This is a genomic window from Nitrospirota bacterium, assembly GCA_016207885.1.
Classification (GTDB): Bacteria; Nitrospirota; Thermodesulfovibrionia; order UBA6902; family UBA6902; genus JACQZG01.
The window spans coordinates 455,389-476,120 of sequence record JACQZE010000003.1 but is presented as its reverse complement, the minus strand read 5'-3'; the positions used below and the strand labels follow the sequence as shown (position 1 = coordinate 476,120).

Sequence of the window (20,732 nt, the reverse complement as noted above, 5' to 3'; positions counted from 1 at the left end):
ACGTGGAAGATATATATTCGATTTTTGAAAAGCCGAAGAACCCGACAGAGTTTGAGGTGATAAAGATAAAGCTTGCCTCTCCTGAAAAGATAAGGGCATGGTCATATGGAGAGGTGACAAAGCCTGAGACGATAAACTACCGTACCTTTAAACCTGAAAGGGACGGCCTTTTCTGCGCCAAGATATTCGGCCCTGTCAAGGACTGGGAGTGCATATGCGGCAAGTACAAGAGGATGAAACACAGGGGAGTTGTCTGTGATAAGTGCGGAGTTGAGGTCATTCAGGCAAAGGCAAGACGGGAAAGGCTCGGCCACATAGAACTCGCGACACCTGTTGCCCATATATGGTTTTTAAAGGGTATCCCTTCAAGGATAGGCACTCTTCTTGATATGACAATGAGGCAGCTTGAGAGGGTGCTCTATTTTGAGAGCTATGTTGTTGTTGACCCCGGCGATACGAAGCTGAAGGAGAAAGACCTTCTGACAGATGAGGAGTTTAGAAAAAAGACACAGGAATTAGGCGACACTTTCAAGGCTGGTATAGGCGCAGAGGCTGTAAGGGAACTGCTCAGGACCATAGACCTTGACGCCCTTAGCAAGGAATTAAGGAAAAAGATCCAGGCATCCTCCTCTTTGGGGGTCAAGAGAAAACTTACCAAGAGGCTGAGGGTTGTAGAGGCGTTCAGGAAATCAGGCAACAAGCCTGACTGGATGATAATGGATGTCATCCCGGTGCTTCCGCCGGACCTTCGCCCGCTGGTTCCGCTTGAAGGCGGCAGATTCGCAACATCTGACCTTAACGACCTTTACAGAAGGGTCATTAACAGAAACAACAGGCTCAAGAGGCTTATGGAGCTTAAGGCTCCAAGCGTTATCATACGTAATGAAAAGAGGATGCTCCAGGAGGCTGTTGACGCGCTGTTTGATAACGGCAGGAGAAGCAAGGTTCTGAAGGCAGCAACAAAGAGGCCTCTCAAATCACTCAGTGATATGCTCAAGGGCAAGCAGGGGCGTTTCAGGCAGAACCTTCTTGGAAAGAGGGTTGACTATTCAGGCCGTTCGGTTATCGTTGTCGGGCCTGACCTTAAACTTCATCAATGCGGTGTTCCAAAGAGCATGGCGCTTGAGCTCTTCACCCCTTTTGTATTCAGCAAGCTTGAAGAGAAGGGATACGTCACTACGATAAAGGCCGCAAAGAAGATGGTTGAGAGGGGAGATGAGGCCATCTGGGACTGTCTTGACGAGGTCATCAGGGAGCATCCGGTCCTTCTTAACAGGGCGCCGACGCTTCACAGGCTCGGTATTCAGGCATTTGACCCTGTGCTTGTAGAGGGCAAGGCCATAAAACTTCACCCGCTCGTATGTACGGCATTTAACGCTGACTTTGACGGCGACCAGATGGCTATACATATTCCTCTTTCCATAGAGGCGCAGATAGAGGCAAGGGTGCTTATGATGTCTGTTAACAATATACTCAACCCTTCCAACGGCGAGCCGATAACGATACCTTCTCAGGACATGGTACTTGGTATTTATTACCTCACAAAGAAGAAGACAGGGGCAAAAGGGGAAGGCAAGGTCTTCTACGGCCCTGAAGAAGTGAGGATTGCTTATGACGCGGGAGTAGTGAGCGAGCATGCGGCTGTCAAGGTGAGGATGAACGGTTCTTTTGTCGACACTACAGTCGGCCGTATCATCCTTAATGAGATAGTAATTGATGCGATACCATATGAGATGGTGAACAAGGTAATGACCAAGAAAGAGGTCGGAAAGCTCATCAGCTATTATTACAAGAGGGTTGGAAGAAAAGAGACGGTCGCTTTCCTTGATAATATCGAGAAGATAGGGTTCAAATACGCGACCAGGTCAGGCTCCTCGATCTGCATAGATGACATGCATATCCCGCACCAGAAGACCGAGTTCATAAAGAAGGCGGAACATGAGGTCCTTGATGTGGAAAACCAGTATTCTGACGGCCTTATCACAAACGGCGAGCGGTATAACAAGGTTGTGGACATATGGGCGCAGGTCACAGAGAAGGTCGCCGAGGCGATGATGAAGGAACTGGGAGCTGAAGGCGTAAAGCATGTTGAAAAGCTTACTGACGACGAACTTAAAGAGCTCCGTTCATTTAATAATATCTTCATGATGGCGGATTCCGGCGCAAGGGGCTCTGCCGCACAGATAAGGCAGCTGGCAGGAATGAGAGGACTTATGGCCAAGCCTTCGGGTGAGATCATCGAGACCCCGATAACCGCTAACTTCAGGGAAGGGCTGGCGCCGCTTCAATATTTCATCTCGACACACGGCGCGAGAAAGGGACTTGCAGACACGGCATTAAAGACAGCTAACTCAGGTTACCTGACAAGAAGGCTGGTTGATGTCACCCAGGATGTTGTAATTTCAGAAGATGACTGCGGCACCCGTGACGGGATCGAGGTCGCAAGCCTCGTAGAGAGCGGCGAGATCATTGAACCGCTTGAAGAGAGGATATTCGGAAGAGTATCAGCGGAAGAGGTCAAGGACCCGATAACCGGGAAGGTGATCGCAAAGAGAGGCGTTGAGATAAACAGCCAGCTTTCACAGGATATAGTCGGGGCGGGCATAAGCAACGTCAAGATCAGGTCTGTTCTTACATGTGAGTCAAAACACGGTGTCTGCAGGCAGTGTTACGGCAGGGATCTTGGGAAAGGCGAGCCTGTAGAGATAGGCGCAGCAGTTGGAATCGTGGCCGCGCAGTCCATAGGTGAGCCCGGAACACAGCTTACGATGAGAACCTTCCATATCGGCGGTACCGCAACAAGGATGGTCGAGCAGAGTGTGCTTAAGGCCAAGAATAACGGATCAGTCCAGTTCATTGACCTCTCAACGGTCAAGGACAGGGAAGGTTCTCTTGTCGCGCTTACCCGCAATGGAAGCATCGCGATCGTGGATTCAAAAGGAAGAGAGAAGGAGAAATATTCCGTAGTTTATGGAGCAAAGATAAAGGTCAAGGACAATGAGAAGATAAACGCGGGAGACCTGCTCGTGGAATGGGATCCGTACTCAATACCGATCGTCACGCAGGTCGGCGGCAAGATAGCGCTTGGAGATATCATAGAAGGCGTAACGGTCAAGGAAGAGGTTGATGAAGTTACAGGGCTTTCGCATAAAGTTGTCATCGAGTACCCGCCTGACAGAAGGCCGAGGCTTTCCATTAAGGACGAACAGGGAAGGGCCACACAAAAGATCCCGGGCACGAACAATATTGCGCGGTACCTGCTTTCACTTGGTTCTCATCTTCTTGTTGACAGGGGTGATATCGTTCATCCCGGCGACATAATAGCCAAGATCCCGAGAGAGACCTCAAAGACAAAGGACATCACCGGAGGACTTCCGCGTGTTGCAGAACTCTTTGAGGCAAGGAAGCCGAAAGAGCATGCTGTCGTCAGCGAGATCGACGGTATCGTGGAATTCAAGGGCTTTCACAAGGGTATGAGAGTAGTAAACGTAAGAGGCGGCACGGATACGAGGGAGTACAACATACCAAAGGGTAAACACCTGAGTGTCAACGAAGGCGAGTTTGTGAAGGCCGGCGAACCGCTCATGGACGGCTCTGTGAACCCGCACAGCATATTGGAGATCCTCGGGCCCAAAGAGCTTCAGCGTTATCTTGTCGGAGAGGTGCAGAAGGTCTACAGGCTTCAGGGCGTCTCCATTAACGACAAGCACATAGAAGTCATTGCCAGGCAGATGATGAAGAAGGTGAAGATCGAGGATTCAGGCGATACAGGATTTCTCGAAGGCGAGCAGGTTGACAAGGCGGACTTTGAGGCCGAGAACCTGAAGGCCCTGAAGCAGAAGGGGCAGCCTGCAAAGGCGAAGCCTATACTTCTTGGTATCACCAAGGCATCTTTGAGCACATACAGCTTTATCTCCGCAGCCTCTTTCCAGGAGACCACAAGGGTGCTCACAGAAGCGGCAATAGGCGGCGCGACCGATGAACTGAGAGGGCTTAAAGAGAATGTGATCATGGGAAGGCTTATTCCTGCCGGCACGGGCATGCCGAGATACAGGGATACTTTTATCAGCACTGAAGAACAAGAATAAATTTTCAAGAGGGATGAGCCTGCATGTGCAATACAAACAGGCTCATCCCTCTTTTATTTTCTGCAATATAATTATTGGGGCATAATTTCTCACTCCCATTCAATTCTCCGCGACTTGCTATCAAAAATTGATTTTGTAAATAGTGAAACTTTATAAAATCCATAAATATAGACAAACTTTATAAAGTTTGATAATATGGCTTTATGAATACCAAAGAGAAGCTTAAGATCATTCAGAAGATATCAGGACTGACGCAGACTGAAATGGCCGCCAAAATCGGCGTCTCTTTTGTCGCGCTTAATAATTGGTGGAATGAGAAAGCTAAACCGAGAAAAAAACAGGAAGATGCAATTGATGCGTTATATAAAGCATATACCGGGCAGACAATAATACCCGAAACTGTTTTGGCGGCAAAAAAAGAGTTGATCGCAAAAAAATCCGATGAGAATCGGAATATCCTGAATATAATTTTAAAAAACCCAGATATTTATGATCAGTTTTTACTTTCTCTTACATATAATTCCAACAAGATAGAGGGTTCAACCTTATCGGAAGATGAAACGGCTGATATTATTTTCAATAACAGATCAATACCCGATAAAAGCCTGATCGAACAGCTTGAGGTTAAAAATCATCAAACAGCTTTGCAATATCTTTTTGGGTATCTTGAAGGCAAAAATAAAATCAACGAAGATTTAATATTAAAATTGCATAGTATTTTGATGAATGGGATCAAAGATGATGCCGGTTTTTATCGCAGGCATGGCGTGCGCATTGTCGGTTCTAATGTGCCTACGGCAAACTATATCAAAGTTCCGGCGTTAATGCAGGGTATTATCGAGGACATAAGCAGAGGGCAAAAGGATAATATTGCGCATGTTTCAAATATCCACGCAAGATTTGAGCAGATACATCCATTTTCCGATGGCAATGGCCGCATCGGGAGGTTGATTTTAACAGCTATGCTTTTGAAAAAAAGTATCGCGCCTGCGGTGATCATGCAAGAAGAAAAAAACATATATTATGCTTGCTTAAGGGCGGCGCAATTGAAATATGATTATAGCCAGCTGGAAGATTTGGTCTGTAACGCGGTGATGCCTGGTTTTGCTATTGTTGAGAGAAAATAAACCGAAAAAACTATTTGTAATTCTTTATAATTAATGACCATGAATGTAAGGGAAAGGATAATAAGCCCGATATTAGTCATTGCCGGGGTTATATCGTTTGGCACAGCAGGCTATTTTTTTGTAGAGGGATGGAATCTGTTCGATTCCCTTTACATGACGATCATAACCCTGACAACTGTAGGGTACGGGGAGATCCACCCGCTTTCACAGGCAGGCAGGTCTTTTACCATCATTCTTATAATGTTTGGCGTGGGAGCGATGCTCTACGCGCTTGGCGTCGGCGCCAGGTTGATCTTTGAAGGAGAAATCAGAGAGGTTTTCGGGAGGAGCAAATTGGACAAGAAAATTCAGAGCATAAAAGACCACTATATTATCTGCGGACACGGGAGGATGGGAAAGATCATCTGCAAGGAGATGCTCCAGCACGGGGCGCCATTTGTAGTGATTGAGAATTCAGTCGAAAACCCTGCGCTTGCAAGCCCCGGCGTGCTCATGCTGAAAGGGGATGCGACACAGGATGCGGACCTTAAGGAGGCTGGTATTGAGAGGGCAAGGGGGCTGATATCGGTGCTGCCGTCAGATGCCGACAACCTGTATGTTGTCCTTTCCGCCAGAGGCCTGAACCCTAAACTCAGGATAGTTGCAAGGGCAGGCGAGGAAGGGTCTGACAAGAAACTTCTCAGGGCAGGGGCTGACAACGTCATCTCGCCTTATCAGATCGGCGGGCTCAGGATAGCGCACACGCTTCTCAAGCCGTCAGTTGTAGACTTTTTAGAGTTTGCAACACGAAGCGGAAACCTTGAGCTTCAGATAGAAGAGGTAAAGGTGAAGAAGGAATCAAACTTTACCGGCAGGACGCTTGATGAATGCGGGCTGCGCAAGGCATTGAGGGTCATCATTGTGGCGATAAAGAGAGAGACCGGAGAGATGGAGTTCAACCCCACATCATCAAGCATTATAAAGACAGGTGACACGCTGATTGCCATGGGTGAAAAGAAACAGCTTAAGGAACTTGAACAGCTGATCGGAACGTAAACAGGAACATATGATCTACCTGAATAACAGGCTTGTTCCCGACAGTAAGGCGGTTGTCTCTGTCTTTGACCACGGGTTTCTCTACGGCGACGGCATTTATGAAACTCTCAGGGCGTATAATGGTGTGGCCTTTAAGATCGAAGAACATATCGGAAGGCTCTTTAATTCCGCAGCTCTTATCAGATTAGATATATCCAAAACTCCTGAAGCGATAATCAGGGCTGTAAACAAGACCGTTAAGGCGAACAGGCTGTCTGACGCCTATATAAGAATAACAGTATCAAGGGGCAGGGGGCCTATCGGGCTGGATCCGGAGCTCTGTCCGAAACCCACCTTCGTAATTATTGCGAATCCATTTCAGGGATACCTCTCTGCTTATTATAAGAGCGGCGTCAATATTGCGATAGTGAATACCCGGCGGAACTTCAACAAGTCTATTGACCCTGCGATCAAGTCGCTTAACTTTCTGAACAACATACTCGCAAAGATAGAGGGGAAAGAGAGAGGCGCGTATGAGGCGGTGATGCTGAATTACAGCGGCTATATTGCCGAGGGAACGATAAGCAACATCTTCTTTGTAAAGAACGGAACACTTTACACACCTGAAATCAGTGTCGGCATCCTTAACGGCATTACGCGCACGGCCATTATCGGAATTGCGGAAGAGCTTGGTATAAAGGTTCGCGAGGGAAAGTTCAGGCCGTCCCATATCTATTGTGCCGGTGAAGTCTTTATATCAAACACAACGATGGAGGTAATGCCTGTTTCAATGGTGGACAAGATAAAGATAAGCAGCGGCCCGGGCAAAGTAACAAAGGCCATTCATCAGGAGTATAAAAGAAAGGTTGCTGAATATATAAGGCAGCATGCATAACGCTTGACAAGTCAAGCCATAAAACTATATAAATAAACTCGGTATCTTATTAATTTTTTAAAAAACAGGAGGGGAAATGATTTTAAGGAATATTAAGATCTTTTTATTTTCTTTTTTTCTGTTTTTAATGATGGCAGCGCCTTTTTTTGCGATAGCCAAGAGCACCGCTCCGGCAAAAATGGTCTATGTTACCAATGCGGGCAATAATACCGTATCGGTCATTGATGCTTCAAAGGCAGAGGTTGTAAATACGATCAGGGTCGGTGTATGGCCGTCAGGCATCGCGATCGACCATGAATCCCGTAAGGCCTATATTGTCAACTCCGGCCCTTCTGACAATAATGTCGCGGTAATAGACCTTAAGAGCAACTCTATTATCGGAAAGATAAAAGTCGGGACAGGCCCGATGCACATTGCATTGGACACCGCGTCAAAAAAGGCCTATGTCACCAATACGGATAACAGCAACAACACAATATCGATTGTGGATCTTGGCAATAATACTTCAACAGGCAATATAAAGGCCGGCAAAGAGCCTTTCGGGTTGGCGCTCGACCCCGGAAGGAACAAGCTGTTTGTGGTTAATTCCGGCGAGGACAGCGTTTCTGTAATTGACCTGAAGAAGAATTCAGTCATGGCAACAATACCTGTCGGCAATGTGCCTCTCGGCGCAGCATACAGCTCTGTAAGCGACAGAGTATATGTAGCCAATCATAACAGCAACAGCATCTCAGCCATAGATCCTGAAAACAACAAGGTTGTTGCCAGTATAAAAGTCGGCAAGAACCCGTGGTATATAGGGGTTGATACCGTGCATAACAGATTATATGTCCCTAACAGATCAGCTAATACTGTCAGTATAATTGATGCCTCTTTAAACAAGGTCACGGGCTCTATAAGGGTCGGCAATGACCCGCTTGGCATTGCTGTTGATTCTGCAAATAACCGGGCCTATGTTACGAACCACAAAGACGTCAGCGTTTCAGTCATAGACACGGAAAACAATGTCCTCGTTAAGACTATAAAACTGAGCCTTACCCCGGGCAGCCCGTATGCGGGTTCGCCGTGGGATGTTGCTGTTGATTAGAATTGTTTAAAGATGCTGTTTAACAGTATGAAATAATATAAACAAATTTAAAGGAGAGAAAATGAGATCGAAAAGTTTTTGGAAATTCTTAGCTTCAATTATTGCAGTTGCAGTATTTGCCATCCCTGTCTGGGCCAATGGGGCAGGCAAGCTTGTCTATGTCACAAACTCAGGCAACAATACAGTATCGGTCATTGATCCCGCAAAAAATGAGGTCATAAACACAATAAGAGTCGGTACCTGGCCTGCGGGCATTGAAGTGGATGCTGCTTCAGGCAAGGCGTATGTAGTTAATTCCAACACAGGCGACAGCAGCGTATCAGTAGTTGATCTTAAGAGCAATTCGGTTGTAGGTAATGTGAAAGTTGGTGTAGGCCCGATGGCGATAGCGCTTGATACAGCTGCCGGGATAGGGTATGCAGCTGATACCGAGAATTATGTGGACGGGAAGAACGCCAGCCATACCATCTCTATAATAGACCTCAAGACCAATAAGGTTACAGGTACTATTGATGTAGGTGTAGGCCCTTTTGATGTGGATATATTAAACGGCAAGGTATTTGCCAGCAACTCAACTGATTGGGAGATTGCAGTCGTTGACACTGCAACTAATAAAGTAAGCAAGAAGATAAAGACCGTTGATACTCCGCTCGGCCTTGCTGTTGATAATGTGAAGAAGAAGGTTTTTGTAGCCATTCACGGCAAAGGGTCGGTCATGGTAATAGACGCGGATAAGATGGAGGACAAGGGCCTTATCAAGGTCGGCGATACCGCCTGGTACATTGGGGTTGACGCTGCAAAGGGCAGGGCATATGTCACAAGAGAAGAAGGCACGGTAACTGTTATTGATACCGGCAGCGATAAGGTTGTGGCTGAGATCAAGGTTGGCAAGGCGCCGAGAGGAGTTGCGGTGGATTCTGAAGGCAGCAGGGCTTATGTCGTAAACCACGGAGATGTTTCAGTATCGGTCATTGATACGACAAACAATACAGTTGTCGGGACGATCAAGCTCGCGCCCGCGACTGACAGCTCTTACGCCGGATCACCCTGGGGAATTACGATCAATTAAGTTTTCAATATTGTTATTTCCGGGGCCGGCAGATTATCCTGCCGGCCCTTTTTGTTTTGCAGTCATTGCATGAGCATTCAAATGAGATCAGCTCTTCAGATGCAGCGGCACGCTTGTGGACACAACTCCTTTCTTGAACAGGATCATACCTTTGATGAACAATGCTGTTTGATTATGCAGGAGATGATGCCACCACTTCTGAGGCACGAACTCCGGCAGCACGACCGTGATAACGCCGTCTTCATATTGCTCGCGTACTCCGTCTATATAATCCATGAGCGGCTCAATGATCGAACGGTAGGGGGAGTGCAGGATAAGAAGCGGGACACCCATTCCGTAACTCTTCCATTTCGCCTGCATCTGCTCCATCTCTACGTTATCGAGGCAGACATAGACCGCAGCCACATCGTCTGAAAGCGCCTTTGCGTACTTGATCGCGTTCAACACAGCTGTCTGAAGGCCTGACACAGGTATGATCACCGAATGGTGAGTATATTCCTTCGCAGGCTCAACTTTTTCAAGAGAGAGCTGGCCGGCAACGGAAAGATAATGCTCATGCACCTTTTGCGTCAGATAAACCAGAACCGGGATGGCTATGAGCACCATCCACGCGCCGTGTGAGAATTTTTCTACCGCTATTATTATCAGTACCACGCCGGTGACAAGGCCGCCCAGGCCGTTGATAAAGGCGCTTTTGAGCCAGCCCTTTCCCTTGTCCTTCATCCAGTGCCTGACCATGCCGATCTGTGATAAGGTGAAGGCCGTGAAGACGCCTACGGCATATAATGGGATAAGCGAGTGGGTGTCGCCCCTGAAGAGCACAAGCAGCAGGGCGGAAAGAAGACCGAGTATGAGGATGCCGTTTGAGAATACAAGCTTGTCCCCGCGGTTGCTCAACTGCCTCGGCAGATAACGGTCATTTGCCATGATGGAAGACAATCTTGGGAAGTCAGCGTACGATGTATTTGCTGCAAGTATGAGGATCAGGGCTGTGGCGAACTGGATAGTGTAATAGATAATTCCCTTGGAAAATATCGTTCTTGAAAGCTGGGAAAGGACCGTCTCATCCGCATTGGGCATGATAGCGAAATAGTTCGCGTAATATGCAATGCCTATTGTGAGGATGCCGAGGATAACCGCCATCCATATAAGAGTGATGCCGGCGTTCTTCGCTTCCGGTTCCTTGAATGCGCGCACCCCGTTTGATACAGCTTCGATCCCGGTGAGCGTAGCACACCCTGAGGCAAATGCCTTCAATATGATAAAGATGGGGAATATGCTTGATGTCGTATCCTTCAGGTCTTTATACGGAAGATGCGGCAGGGAAGATGATTTCCAAAAACTCGTCCCGATGAGAAGCAGCAGGCTTCCGACAAAAAGATAGACCGGAAACGAAAATACCTTGCCAGATTCTCTCACCCCTCTCAGGTTGACCATTGTGATAAACAGTATGGCCATGAGACAGAAAAGAACGGTATATTCCCGCGTTCCGGGAAAGGCAGAGGTAATGGCAGCGATGCCTGCTGAAACACTGACCGTGACCGTAAGCACATAATCGATAAGAAGCGCCGCTCCTGCGACAAGGCCGGGATAATCCCCGAGATTTTCTTTCGCGACGATATACGCCCCGCCGCCGGAAGAATATGCGTGGATGGTCTGGTAATATGAGGTCGCCACTATCGCAACAAGGATGACGATCGCGACAGCTATGGGCATCAGATAGTTCATGAAGGCGGCGCCTCCGACCACGAGGGCAAAGAGGATCTCTTCAGTTCCGTAAGCTACTGACGAGAGCGGGTCTGATGAGAATACCGCGAGCCCCATTTTTTTATTGAGACGTTCGTGCTTTTCCCGGATGGTCTCGATCGGACTGCCGATGAGAAAATTCTTGATGGACATCTTTCCTCCTTAGGGCTAAAAGGGGAAATAAAAAAACCGCCGGGCAGCGGTTTAGTTTTTCTCGCTATTGCCCTTCCAAATGCCTGCGAGGTTAGCTGACGGGCTCGGGCCTGGAAGTGCCCTATCCATTGCTGGAATACGCCCCAAAAAACTGGTTCCCCCGCGTCCTCTCTTTGAGAGAACCTCGGCTGCTATGTGACTTTAATTTACTCCTGTCGAAATTAATTGTCAATACTTAACTGACGACTGTGAATATCTCAATTATGATGTTTTCTATCCAGCCTCCTGACATAAAATTTCCTCAATTCCTCTGCTAAAAACAGGCCGATGCCGAAAGGAATAAGGGCCAGCAATATCTTTTGTCCGGGAGGCGCTGTCCCGAAGATTTTATTTGCAATAGGATTGTAGATGATAAATGCCGAAAGAATTATCTCTAACATTATACCGAACATGATGAGTCTGTTAGAGAAGACCCCGATGCTGAATACGGATTCTTTAGATGATCGGCACGCAAAGACATTGCCTATCTGTGAGATGATAATTCCGGCAAGGCATGCTGTTGTTGCCTGCATATAAAGCAGATTATTCGCAGGGAGCATCGTTCCCCACTGCCATCCTCCGGCATTGAGCACATAGAAGAATCCGAATATGCCTGCGAGCGCCTCAATAGGGCCGAGGAATAAATATGCCCTGCCGAGCGTGTTGAAGTTCAGGAGCCTCTCTTCCGGGCTTCTCGGAGGCTGGCTCATAACATCTTTTGTCGGCCTCTCGGCGCCAAGCGCAAGAGCGGGAAACAGGTCTGTCCCAAGGTCGATAACAAGTATCTGCATGATCGTAAGAGGAAGAGGGATATTGAAAATTATATATCCGATATACGGAACAGCCTCAGGTATGTTGGATGCAAATATGTAGCTGATGAATTTTCTGATATTAGAAAAAATGCTTCTTCCCTCTTCTACCGCGTTGACGATCGAGGCGAAATTATCGTCAAGAAGGATCATGTCAGAAGCCTCTCTTGCGACATCTGTTCCCGTGATTCCCATCGCAATGCCGATGTTCGCCTTCTTCAGCGCGGGCGCGTCATTGACCCCGTCGCCGGTCACGGCAACACGCTCGCCCTCATCCTGCAGAACAGAGACTATCCTCATCTTATGAAGAGGAGTCATGCGCGCGAAGATGATCTCTTCTGATGAAAGCTTCTCTCTTAACGCATTATCAGTCATGGCGTTCATCTCATGCCCTTCAATAAGTACCGGTTCATTTTTTATAAGCCCGATCTGCCTTCCTATCGCAGCCGCTGTCCTGCCCGCATCGCCTGTTATCATGATGACCTTAATGCCTGCTGCCTTACATTTTCTTATCGCTTCCGGCACTTCCAATCGTGGCGGGTCTTGAAGCCCCATAAGGCCTGCGAAGATCAGGTCTTTTTCAAGTGATGAGTCTGCTAATCCCCCCTCGCCCCTGTTTAAGGCACCTACTGTTGGCTTTGTCAAAGGGGGGATGGGGGGATTTTCTATTTCCTTATACGCGAATGCGATAACTCTTAATCCTTCATCCATCATTGAATGATAAGCCTGAGTGATCGTCTTTTTATTATCCTCGCTCATCGCCTCAGCTTTGCCGTTTATAAGAATTGCATTGCATAGCGGAAAGACAGTCTCCATGGCGCCCTTGGTAGAAACAACTGTCTTATTTACCGTCGTCATCCTCTTTCTCTCTGAATCAAAAGGTATCTCGTAAACCCTTTCAGAATGAAGATCGCCGATAGCCTTTCTCGCGGCTTTAAGGATCGCAACCTCTGTTGGATCGCCTTTGTATCTCTCCCCGTCAAATTCAGCATTGTTGCAGAAGGATGCGGTTGTCATAAGCATGCTGAAGGAATTATCTTTTTTTAAAATCTCCCCTTCCCCCTCTTTTCCAAAGAGGGGCTGTCTATCTTCTAACCCCTGCCTTTCCAATCTCCAAATCTTCTGAACCTCCATCTTGTTCTGTGTGAGCGTGCCTGTCTTGTCAGTGCAGATGACTGTGACAGAGCCGAGCGTCTCAACAGAATTGAGCGTCTTTATCAACGCCTTCTTCTTTGCCATTCTCTGGCTTCCCATTGCAAGTGATAGCGTGACAGTCGGCAAAAGGCCTTCAGGCACATTCGCGATAATAATGCCGATAGCAAATAGGAAATTCTGCCAAAACCCCTTTCCAACAAAAAATCCCAGAGTGAAAAAAGATATCCCTGTGATCATCGCGATGACCGCTACGATCTTTGTTACTCTGGTGATCTCTTTCTGAAGAGGGCTCAGTAACTCCTGTACCCCGCCGGTGAGATGGGCTATCTTGCCGAACTCAGTGGACATGCCTGTTGCGAACGCCACAGCCCTTCCGCTGCCGCTTACAACAAGTGTTCCGGCAAATACGATATTCGGGCTCTCAAAAAACTCGCCAATAGATTCGTCAGGCCTTCTCTGCTTTGAATCAGATTCGCCTGTGAGAGGCGCGTTATTTACCGTCAGGCGGTTTGATTCAATTATCCTCGCGTCCGCAGGCACCTTGTCGCCCTCGCTGAGGAGCATCATATCTCCGGGAACCACATTGCCGGACTCTATCTCTTTTACCGCGCCGTCTCTCAATACCTTTACCCTGAACGGCAGGAGCTTCTTCAGCTCCTCCACAGCCTTTTCCGCACGGTATTCCTGTATGAATGTAAAGACCGCGTTGATAATTATTACCACTGTTATCGCTATGCCGAGTGAGAGCAATCCTTCGCCCGGATGCATGAATTCTGAGAAGAAGCAGAGCACGGCAGCGATCCAGAGGAGGATGGCAAGAAAATGCGTGAACTGCGAAATGAACTTTTTATAGAGCGGAGTTCTCCTTACTTCCTTTATCTCATTCGATCCGTATTCCTTAAGCCTTTTTAACGCCTCGGCTTCGGAGAGCCCTTTAGAAGAAGTGAGAAGGCTCTTGAGCGCGGCATCTGTTGAGAGGTTGTGTATGTGCATGATCAGCCGTCAGCTTTTTCTTCCTCTGAATATTATCAGGTTGCAAGGCGTCTCCCGCAGAACATGTTCAACAGGATTATCCCTTGCAATAGAACTCAGCAGGCTCTTTTCACTCGCCCCCATTACGATCAGGTCATTCTTCCTGAAGGCTGCTTCTACCGTTATGCTTCTCGCAACCCCGCCGTATTCTATCTTCTTCTCAACAGGGATGTTATGTTTATGCAGATATTCTGAAAATTCTTTAATATCCTCCGGGATCTGAACATCCCTCTGCACCGGTTTCAGGCGCACCTCGCCGTGAAAGAATTTCGTAGCCGGTTTGCGGGTATGCAGCAGAGTTACACCTGAGCCCATGCCTTCGGCAAGCTTTGCGGCAAAGTATGCCTTTTCTTTAAGCCCCGGTGTTCTGCCCCTCAGAGGCACGAGAATGTTCTTCAGATGCGTGCCGCCCATCTTTACAACCCTCACCATCGCAACAGCGCATGGAAGTTTTATCATGAGCTGCCTTGAGAGCGTCTTCACAAAGAAACGCGCTTTTGCATCCTGCCTCCTTGTGGCTGTGAAGACGATGTCTATATCATGTTCATTAACGATCTCAAGTATCTGCTCCGCTGGTTCCCCGCTCTTGATGATGCTCTCAACCTCAACGCCGGTCTCTTCAGCCTCGATAAAGAGCCGTTCAAGCGCAGTCTCGGCATGCCGCAGCCTCTCCTTCTCGATCTTCTCATCTGCAATAAAGACGAGGAAGAGCTTCGCCTCTGATGACTTCGCAAGTGTGATCGCGTACCGCGCCGCTATCTCAGAGTTTGAAAATTCATTCACTGCCGCGAGTATATTTTTGTAGACCATGATATTTATATATAACTATTAAGGCAGGGTGTCAATGATTATTATATATATTAGACTCTTTATGGGGTCACAAACTGTCACAATCCAAACTTGAACTGTACAGACATATGATGTACAATTAAATTGTGAAATACGAATGGGAGCCGCAAAAGAACGAGTGGCTAAAAAGAGAAAGGAATATTTCGTTTGAGAAGATAGTTTTCCATTTGGCGCGGGGTGATGTATGGAAAGTTGCAGGCCATCCCGACCAGGACAGCTACCCCGGACAAAGAATATACTTTGTCGTTGTAGACAACTATATTTATCTTGTTCCTCACGTTGTTGAAAAAGACTATATTTTCCTGAAAACAATTATTCCAAGTAGGAAAGCAACCAAGATATATAGAGATGAAAAGGAGGTGTAACAAATGAAATATGACAAGGAAGAAAAAGCAATTGTTGAGGCATACGAGAAGGGGAAGATGAAACTTTCCACTCCATCTAAAAAAGAAATTGCAGCTATTAAGGCTACGGCAAGAAAGACAATAATAAAAGACAAGCGAATTACCATACGTCTTTATGACCACGACTATCAAGGCATTCAGAAGAAAGCAATGGAAATGGGTATGCCTTATCAAACGCTTATTTCAGGAATAATCCATCGTTACATTGAAGGTGATTTGATTGCAAAAAGAGGATAACAACCGGTTTAACACCGACCGAAAATGAGCATCCAAACCTACTCCTTAATATTCACATACATCAAACTCCCTGAAACGCCGAATATTACAGGGCCTATCCATGGCGCTATCCACGGGACGATCGCTCCTGTGTTGCCGAGGGAGATGCTTACTGTGTAGGCGAGCCAGTAGAGGATGGTCACGACGATGCCGAGCCCTGCAGCCCTGACGCCTCCGCCCCATCTTGTGTTCAGCGCAAGTGCTACTCCAAAGACTATCATGACAAAATTAATCGTGGGATACGCCAGCTTTTCATATAGCTGGACCTTGTATTTGAGGTTCTTGAAGCCCGCGTTCTCCAGCCTGTTGTAATAATCGCGAAGTTCGATGAAGTTCATCTCATCAGGCTTCTTCACCTCTTCCTTGAATATCTTGGGCTCGTCCATGGCGTTTGAGACGAGGGAATCATGCTTCTCTCTTACCTGGGTATCAAGGTCAAATACGGTTGAATTTTTCAGCTTCCACGCCCCGTCTGACCACTCAGCCTCTTCTGATTCGATCCTCTTCTGAAGTTTAAAGGACGGATCAAAGCTGAATATGCTCGTCTGGAGTATCTTGTCGCTGTCCTGGACAAAGTCCCTTACGCGGATGAGGCTTCCATCCAGACCTTTGAGCCAGAGCGCCTCTTCTCTGAAGGTGACTATCTGCGATTTTTTTAATATTTTTACGCTTCTGACATAGGACGCCTTTCTTGTTGCAGCCGGCACGACCGTCTCTCCGACAATAAATGTAAAGACGCTTATGACAGCGCCGAGCACAAGGAAAGATGAGAAGAGTTTTCTGAGGCTTCCCCCGCCCGCCTTGATCGCCACAGTCTCTCTCAGGTTTGAAGCTATGCCGATCGTAATGAGTATGGAGAAAAGCGACGCCATAGGCGATGCGTAGAGAATGAATTTGGGGCAGTTGTATATGAGATACTGGAATGTGAGATAGACAGGGCTTTTGTTTGCATAGAATTCATCGGCCTTGTCAAAGAACTCCGCGATAACAAGTATAGCGGTAATGGTTAATATGAATATCAGGAAGAACTTGAAGAACTCTTTTAAAAAATATCTGCGCAGTATGCTCATAACGGGCGGTGTGCTTTTAGAGGTTTATCCTTATAAGCCAGATAACAGAAGAATACGGCAATGATCCCGAAAAAGATATTAGGCCCCCATCCGCTCAGGAATGCCGGTATCTTTTCCGCCTTGGCAAAACCTTCTCCCATTATAAGGAAGAGGTAATACAATAAAAGTATCGTGAGGCTGAACGAGAAGCTGCCCATCCTGCCCATCTTGCCCATCCTGCTTGCAAGGGCAGGGCCGAGAAAGCCGAATATGACAGAGGCGAAAGGTATGGCGAGCCTCCTGTTAAGCTCGATCTTCCATGGAAGATTTTTATTTCTGCCTTTCCACAGTTCCGTGGTCTCCATCTCCGCCGGCTTTGACTGGTTCACAGTGTTAATGCCTGAGGCAAGGATAAAGTCATACTGGGAAAACCTTATCTCTGAGGAGTTCTCATTGTTATAGGTGTGGATCAGGCCGTTGTTCATGCTCAGCTTTATCGTGCCGTCATCAATGTTTGAGCTTATGGCCCCGTTCTGAGCTACGATAATTACAGGATTTTGAACCGGGTTTTTGGAGTCATTATATAAAAATATACCGTTGAATTCATTTCTTGAAGGCATATCCCTTACATAGATCACCGTGTCTTTAAATACCTTTGAAAAGGACTCTTCCTCAAGCGCCATGGATGCCTTTTTTGTGATAGCCTCATGGAGCGTCTCTTTGAATAAGCGCGTACTGAGCGGTGAGAGATAAAGGCTGACAAAGAGAAGAATGACGAAACCGAGTATAGATATGGTCACAGATGACCTGGCTATGCCGCCGAAGCTCATGCCGCTGCCTTTCAATATGACTATCTCGTTGTCGGCGGACATCCTTCCGTATGTAAGGAATATCGATATGAGTATCGCCATCGGGATCGAGAGCAGGAGTATCGACGGCTGAAGGTAGAGAAATACCTTGATGATATCTTTGAGGTCCGCGCCCTTGCCCATGACAAGCTTTGTGAGCCTGACGAACTTTTCCATGAAGAGGATCACGGAGAGGGAGAATATCGCCACCATAAAGTTCCTGAGCAGCTCTTTGAATATCAGTCTGTGGATTATCATGGTTTATATTCTATAACATCAAAGATAACTTTGGTCACGCCCTCTCTCACAGACCTCAGGCGTGCGAGGAACTCATCGCTGTTCTTATGCTTCATAAAGAGAGCCGCAGGCACTATGAAGTCAGGGTCAGAGTTGATAATATTTATGCTGTTCAGCTTCATAAGCGTCTCGATCTTTCGCAGGTATTCATACGCATCAAGCAATATCGTCTTTTCCGTCTCTGAGATTATTCCGGATTTGGCAAGCCTTTTGATCGCGGCTGGCGTATTCTGGACAAGCACCTCCGGATACTTTTCCGCGTTATGAAGCTGGAGATACTGGACATGAAATTCGATCTCCTCTATGCCTCCGGGGCCGAGCTTGATATCAATGCCGTCGGATTCCCGCGACAGCTCTTTCACTATCCTCTTCCTCATGCCGGCTATCTCCTGCTTCTTCACATCAATGCCTCTCTTTTTTATCACATATGAAGCCATAGACAAAAACTCATCTCCTATCTCCGCGTCGCCGGCCACAGGCCTTGCCCGAAGCAGAGCCTGAAGTTCCCACGGATGCGCCTTCTCAAGATAGTAATCTTTATATCCTTTTATATTCTTGACAAGGCTGCCTTTTGAACCGTCGGGCCTCAGCCTTGTATCAACACTGTAGAGCAGCCCGGCGTCGGTATATGATGTCAGCGACTTCATGATCTTTTCAGCTGCTGAAGCTGCTTCAGATGTCTCTGCAATAAAGATTATGTCAAGGTCGGATCCGAAGGTCATCTCTCTTCCGCCGAGTTTTCCGAGTGCGACAACGGAAAGCCCGCTCTGAATATATTTATCCGTTATCACGTTAATGACCGCTTCCGCAAGATATGACATGTCCCTGAAAAGGGTCTCAGTATCAAGTATCTTCTGAAGAAAGAGCATTCCGAGACGGACCTCTTCAAGCCTCCTGAACCTTGCGGCCTGAAAATTAAAATCTTCATTTTCACTGGTTGTTTTTTGGAGTTTTTCCTCTATGGACTTGAGCGTCTTATATATGAACCAGTCTTCGATCAGCATATTAAAATAGTACGGGCTGCTGAGGAATATCCTTGAGAGATAAGAGCTTAATGAAAATATCTTGATAATGCCTTCCATCAGTTCCTTCTGCTCCATAAGGGCTGTAAGGTGGGCTGTCTTTATGCCGAATGATGTCAGCAGGCTTTCAATGCCGGCGATAGCGCTGTCAGGATCCTCAGCGGTCAGGGCGCTTTCAAGAAGCTGCGGCATGACCTTTCTTGACAGAGAACGCTCCTGCATCGTGCGGAAGACGCGCATGTGCTCTCTTATCTTGTTGAGGTTCATTAAACTTTGATCAGGCTTTCTCACCTTTCTGAATGAAAGGTAGCTTCTGAGCTCATGGTCTTTCAGCTCGCCTTCCAGCAGGTTCAGCGCCTCAGTATGGACATCCTCAGTGGTGCCGAGCAGCCCGTTGTACATGGACTTGACCTGCATCCTCCTCACACGCAGGCCTGCAAGAAAGTCCTCGCCGGACGGAAAGCCCATATTCTTCGCGAGAGCTTCAATCTCTTCATCAGATGAAGGCAGAGTGTGTGTCTGAAGGTCTTCCTTCATCTGAAGATAGTGCTCAACGCGCCTTAAATAAAGGTAGTTTTCCCAAAGTATCGTAAGGTCTTCCTCAGGGATCATCTTCATATCCTTGAGCGCCTTGATGGCGTCAAGTATCCTGCAGGTCTTTAAAGAGCTGTTCTTTGCGGCAAACAGAAGCTGAAACGTCTCGACAAAGAACTCAGCCTCCCTGATGCCGCCGTAACCGCGTTTAATATCATCTCTTGAGAATGCGGAGTCTATGCTCTTCTTCAGCCCCTTGATCTCCTCTATCTCAGTGAAGTCAAGCGTCTCTCTCCAGACGAATGAATTTGCCGTCTTCATGAACGCCGCGCCCAACTTTGTATCGCCTGCTACAGGCCTCGCCCTTATAAGCGCCATCCTCTCCCATGTCCGGCCCCATGACTCATAATAAGTCTGATATGCCTTGACAGGCAGGGCTATGTCTCCCTTTTGCCCCTGCGGCCTTAACCTCAGGTCAACCCTGTATGCAACCCCGTCTTCAGTCTGCGCGGAGAGCAATTTACTGAAGAGCTCTACGGCCTTGCAATAGAACTCATGGTTGCTTATCCTGTTGAAGATCACACCTGACGGGTTTGCGACGCCTGATGTCTCTCCCTCATCATTGGCATAAACAGCTATCAGGTCAACATCCGAGCTGTAATTAAGTTCCTCGCCTCCAAGTTTTCCAAGGGCGATAAGAGTGACAGCGCTTTCAGAAGGCGCGCCGAACCTTGACTGATTGGATCTTAGAGAGAAGGAGAGCGCTTCGGAAATAACAACCTCCGCAAGACGGGAGAGTTCATGCATTATGGCCTGGATACCCGCTTTGCCTGAAAGGTCTCTCAAGGTTATCCTCAGCAGATAACGCTTCTTGAATATCCTGAGCGCCTTTATTACATCATTTGTATCAGCTCCTTCACTGAAGACGAGTTCTCTAACCGCCCTTAGCTGAAGAAGCTCTTTGGTAACCTCATTATTGCTCTCATCTATTGCAGAATATAGCTCTTCAGGATTGGCGATGCAGAAATTCGCGAGAAACTGGCTTGACGCAAAGAGCCTGGCTGTAATTTCTAAATGTTCATGGGCAAGCCCGCCCTTATGATTCTCTTCAAAGAACCTTGCGAGGTTCCTTTCAGCCCTCTTCGGGTCAGAAGTGTCGCGAGCAGCCGTGGATATTTCTATTAATGGTTTAAAAGGCATAATTAATGATTTTTTGCTAATATAACCGATATCTTGATT

The 20,732-nt window shown here is 47.3% G+C and carries 14 protein-coding genes; 8 read left to right on the top strand and 6 right to left on the bottom strand.

All coding sequences use genetic code 11. The features are described 5' to 3' along the window. Positions 1–2: 2 nt before the first annotated feature. The 6 genes from rpoC (at position 3) to HY807_02385 (ending at position 9,280) form a co-directional block, all read left to right on the top strand. Complete coding sequence (gene rpoC / locus HY807_02410) at positions 3–4,088, top strand: DNA-directed RNA polymerase subunit beta' (protein ID MBI4825264.1); 4,086 nt, start codon at positions 3–5, stop codon at positions 4,086–4,088. A 203-nt stretch (positions 4,089–4,291) separates the two neighbouring features. Beyond that, complete coding sequence (locus HY807_02405; GenBank protein MBI4825263.1) at positions 4,292–5,215, top strand: Fic family protein; 924 nt, start codon at positions 4,292–4,294, stop codon at positions 5,213–5,215. A gap of 39 nt (positions 5,216–5,254) precedes the next feature. Beyond that, positions 5,255–6,250 carry a potassium channel protein gene (locus tag HY807_02400; protein MBI4825262.1) on the top strand — a complete coding sequence of 332 codons (996 nt, stop codon included), beginning with the start codon at positions 5,255–5,257 and terminating at the stop codon, positions 6,248–6,250. 10 nt (positions 6,251–6,260) lie between these two features. Continuing rightward, complete coding sequence (ilvE, locus tag HY807_02395) at positions 6,261–7,124, top strand: branched-chain-amino-acid transaminase (GenBank protein MBI4825261.1); 864 nt, start codon at positions 6,261–6,263, stop codon at positions 7,122–7,124. A 76-nt stretch (positions 7,125–7,200) separates the two neighbouring features. Next, on the top strand, positions 7,201–8,211 hold the full coding sequence (locus HY807_02390; GenBank protein MBI4825260.1) for a YncE family protein: 1,011 nt from the start codon (positions 7,201–7,203) through the stop codon (positions 8,209–8,211). A 61-nt stretch (positions 8,212–8,272) separates the two neighbouring features. After that, entirely contained in the window at positions 8,273–9,280 is a 1,008-nt protein-coding gene (locus HY807_02385; GenBank protein MBI4825259.1) for a YncE family protein, read from the top strand. An 87-nt stretch (positions 9,281–9,367) separates the two neighbouring features. On the opposite strand, the gene HY807_02380 is transcribed toward HY807_02385, so the two are convergent. The 3 genes from HY807_02380 to HY807_02370 form a co-directional block, all read right to left on the bottom strand. After that, on the bottom strand, positions 9,368–11,179 hold the full coding sequence (locus HY807_02380) for an APC family permease (GenBank protein ID MBI4825258.1): 1,812 nt from the start codon (positions 11,177–11,179) through the stop codon (positions 9,368–9,370). Between the two features lie 257 nt (positions 11,180–11,436). Beyond that, positions 11,437–14,175: a cation-transporting P-type ATPase gene (locus HY807_02375; GenBank protein MBI4825257.1), complete on the bottom strand. Its 2,739-nt coding sequence runs from the start codon at positions 14,173–14,175 to the stop codon at positions 11,437–11,439. Positions 14,176–14,184: 9 nt separating this feature from the next. Continuing rightward, entirely contained in the window at positions 14,185–15,024 is an 840-nt protein-coding gene (locus tag HY807_02370) for a universal stress protein (GenBank protein ID MBI4825256.1), read from the bottom strand. 125 nt (positions 15,025–15,149) lie between these two features. Between HY807_02370 and HY807_02365 the strand changes: the two genes are divergently transcribed. Both HY807_02365 and HY807_02360 read left to right on the top strand, forming a co-directional pair. Then, on the top strand, positions 15,150–15,428 hold the full coding sequence (locus HY807_02365) for a toxin (protein MBI4825255.1): 279 nt from the start codon (positions 15,150–15,152) through the stop codon (positions 15,426–15,428). A 3-nt stretch (positions 15,429–15,431) separates the two neighbouring features. Further along, positions 15,432–15,704 (top strand): hypothetical protein, encoded by a 273-nt coding sequence (locus HY807_02360; protein ID MBI4825254.1) that lies wholly within the window; start codon positions 15,432–15,434, stop codon positions 15,702–15,704. A 38-nt stretch (positions 15,705–15,742) separates the two neighbouring features. On the opposite strand, the gene HY807_02355 is transcribed toward HY807_02360, so the two are convergent. The 3 genes from HY807_02355 to glnE are packed head-to-tail and all read right to left on the bottom strand — an operon-like array spanning position 15,743 to position 20,693. Continuing rightward, the gene (locus tag HY807_02355) at positions 15,743–16,813 is read right to left on the bottom strand and encodes an LptF/LptG family permease (protein MBI4825253.1); all 1,071 of its coding nucleotides are present in this window, start codon (positions 16,811–16,813) and stop codon (positions 15,743–15,745) included. Further along, positions 16,810–17,898, bottom strand: coding sequence for an LptF/LptG family permease (locus tag HY807_02350; GenBank protein MBI4825252.1), 1,089 nt, complete (start codon positions 17,896–17,898; stop codon positions 16,810–16,812). Before HY807_02350 ends, HY807_02355 begins: the two co-directional genes overlap by 4 nt. Continuing rightward, complete coding sequence (gene glnE / locus HY807_02345; protein MBI4825251.1) at positions 17,895–20,693, bottom strand: bifunctional [glutamate--ammonia ligase]-adenylyl-L-tyrosine phosphorylase/[glutamate--ammonia-ligase] adenylyltransferase; 2,799 nt, start codon at positions 20,691–20,693, stop codon at positions 17,895–17,897. Before glnE ends, HY807_02350 begins: the two co-directional genes overlap by 4 nt. Positions 20,694–20,732: the final 39 nt, after the last annotated feature.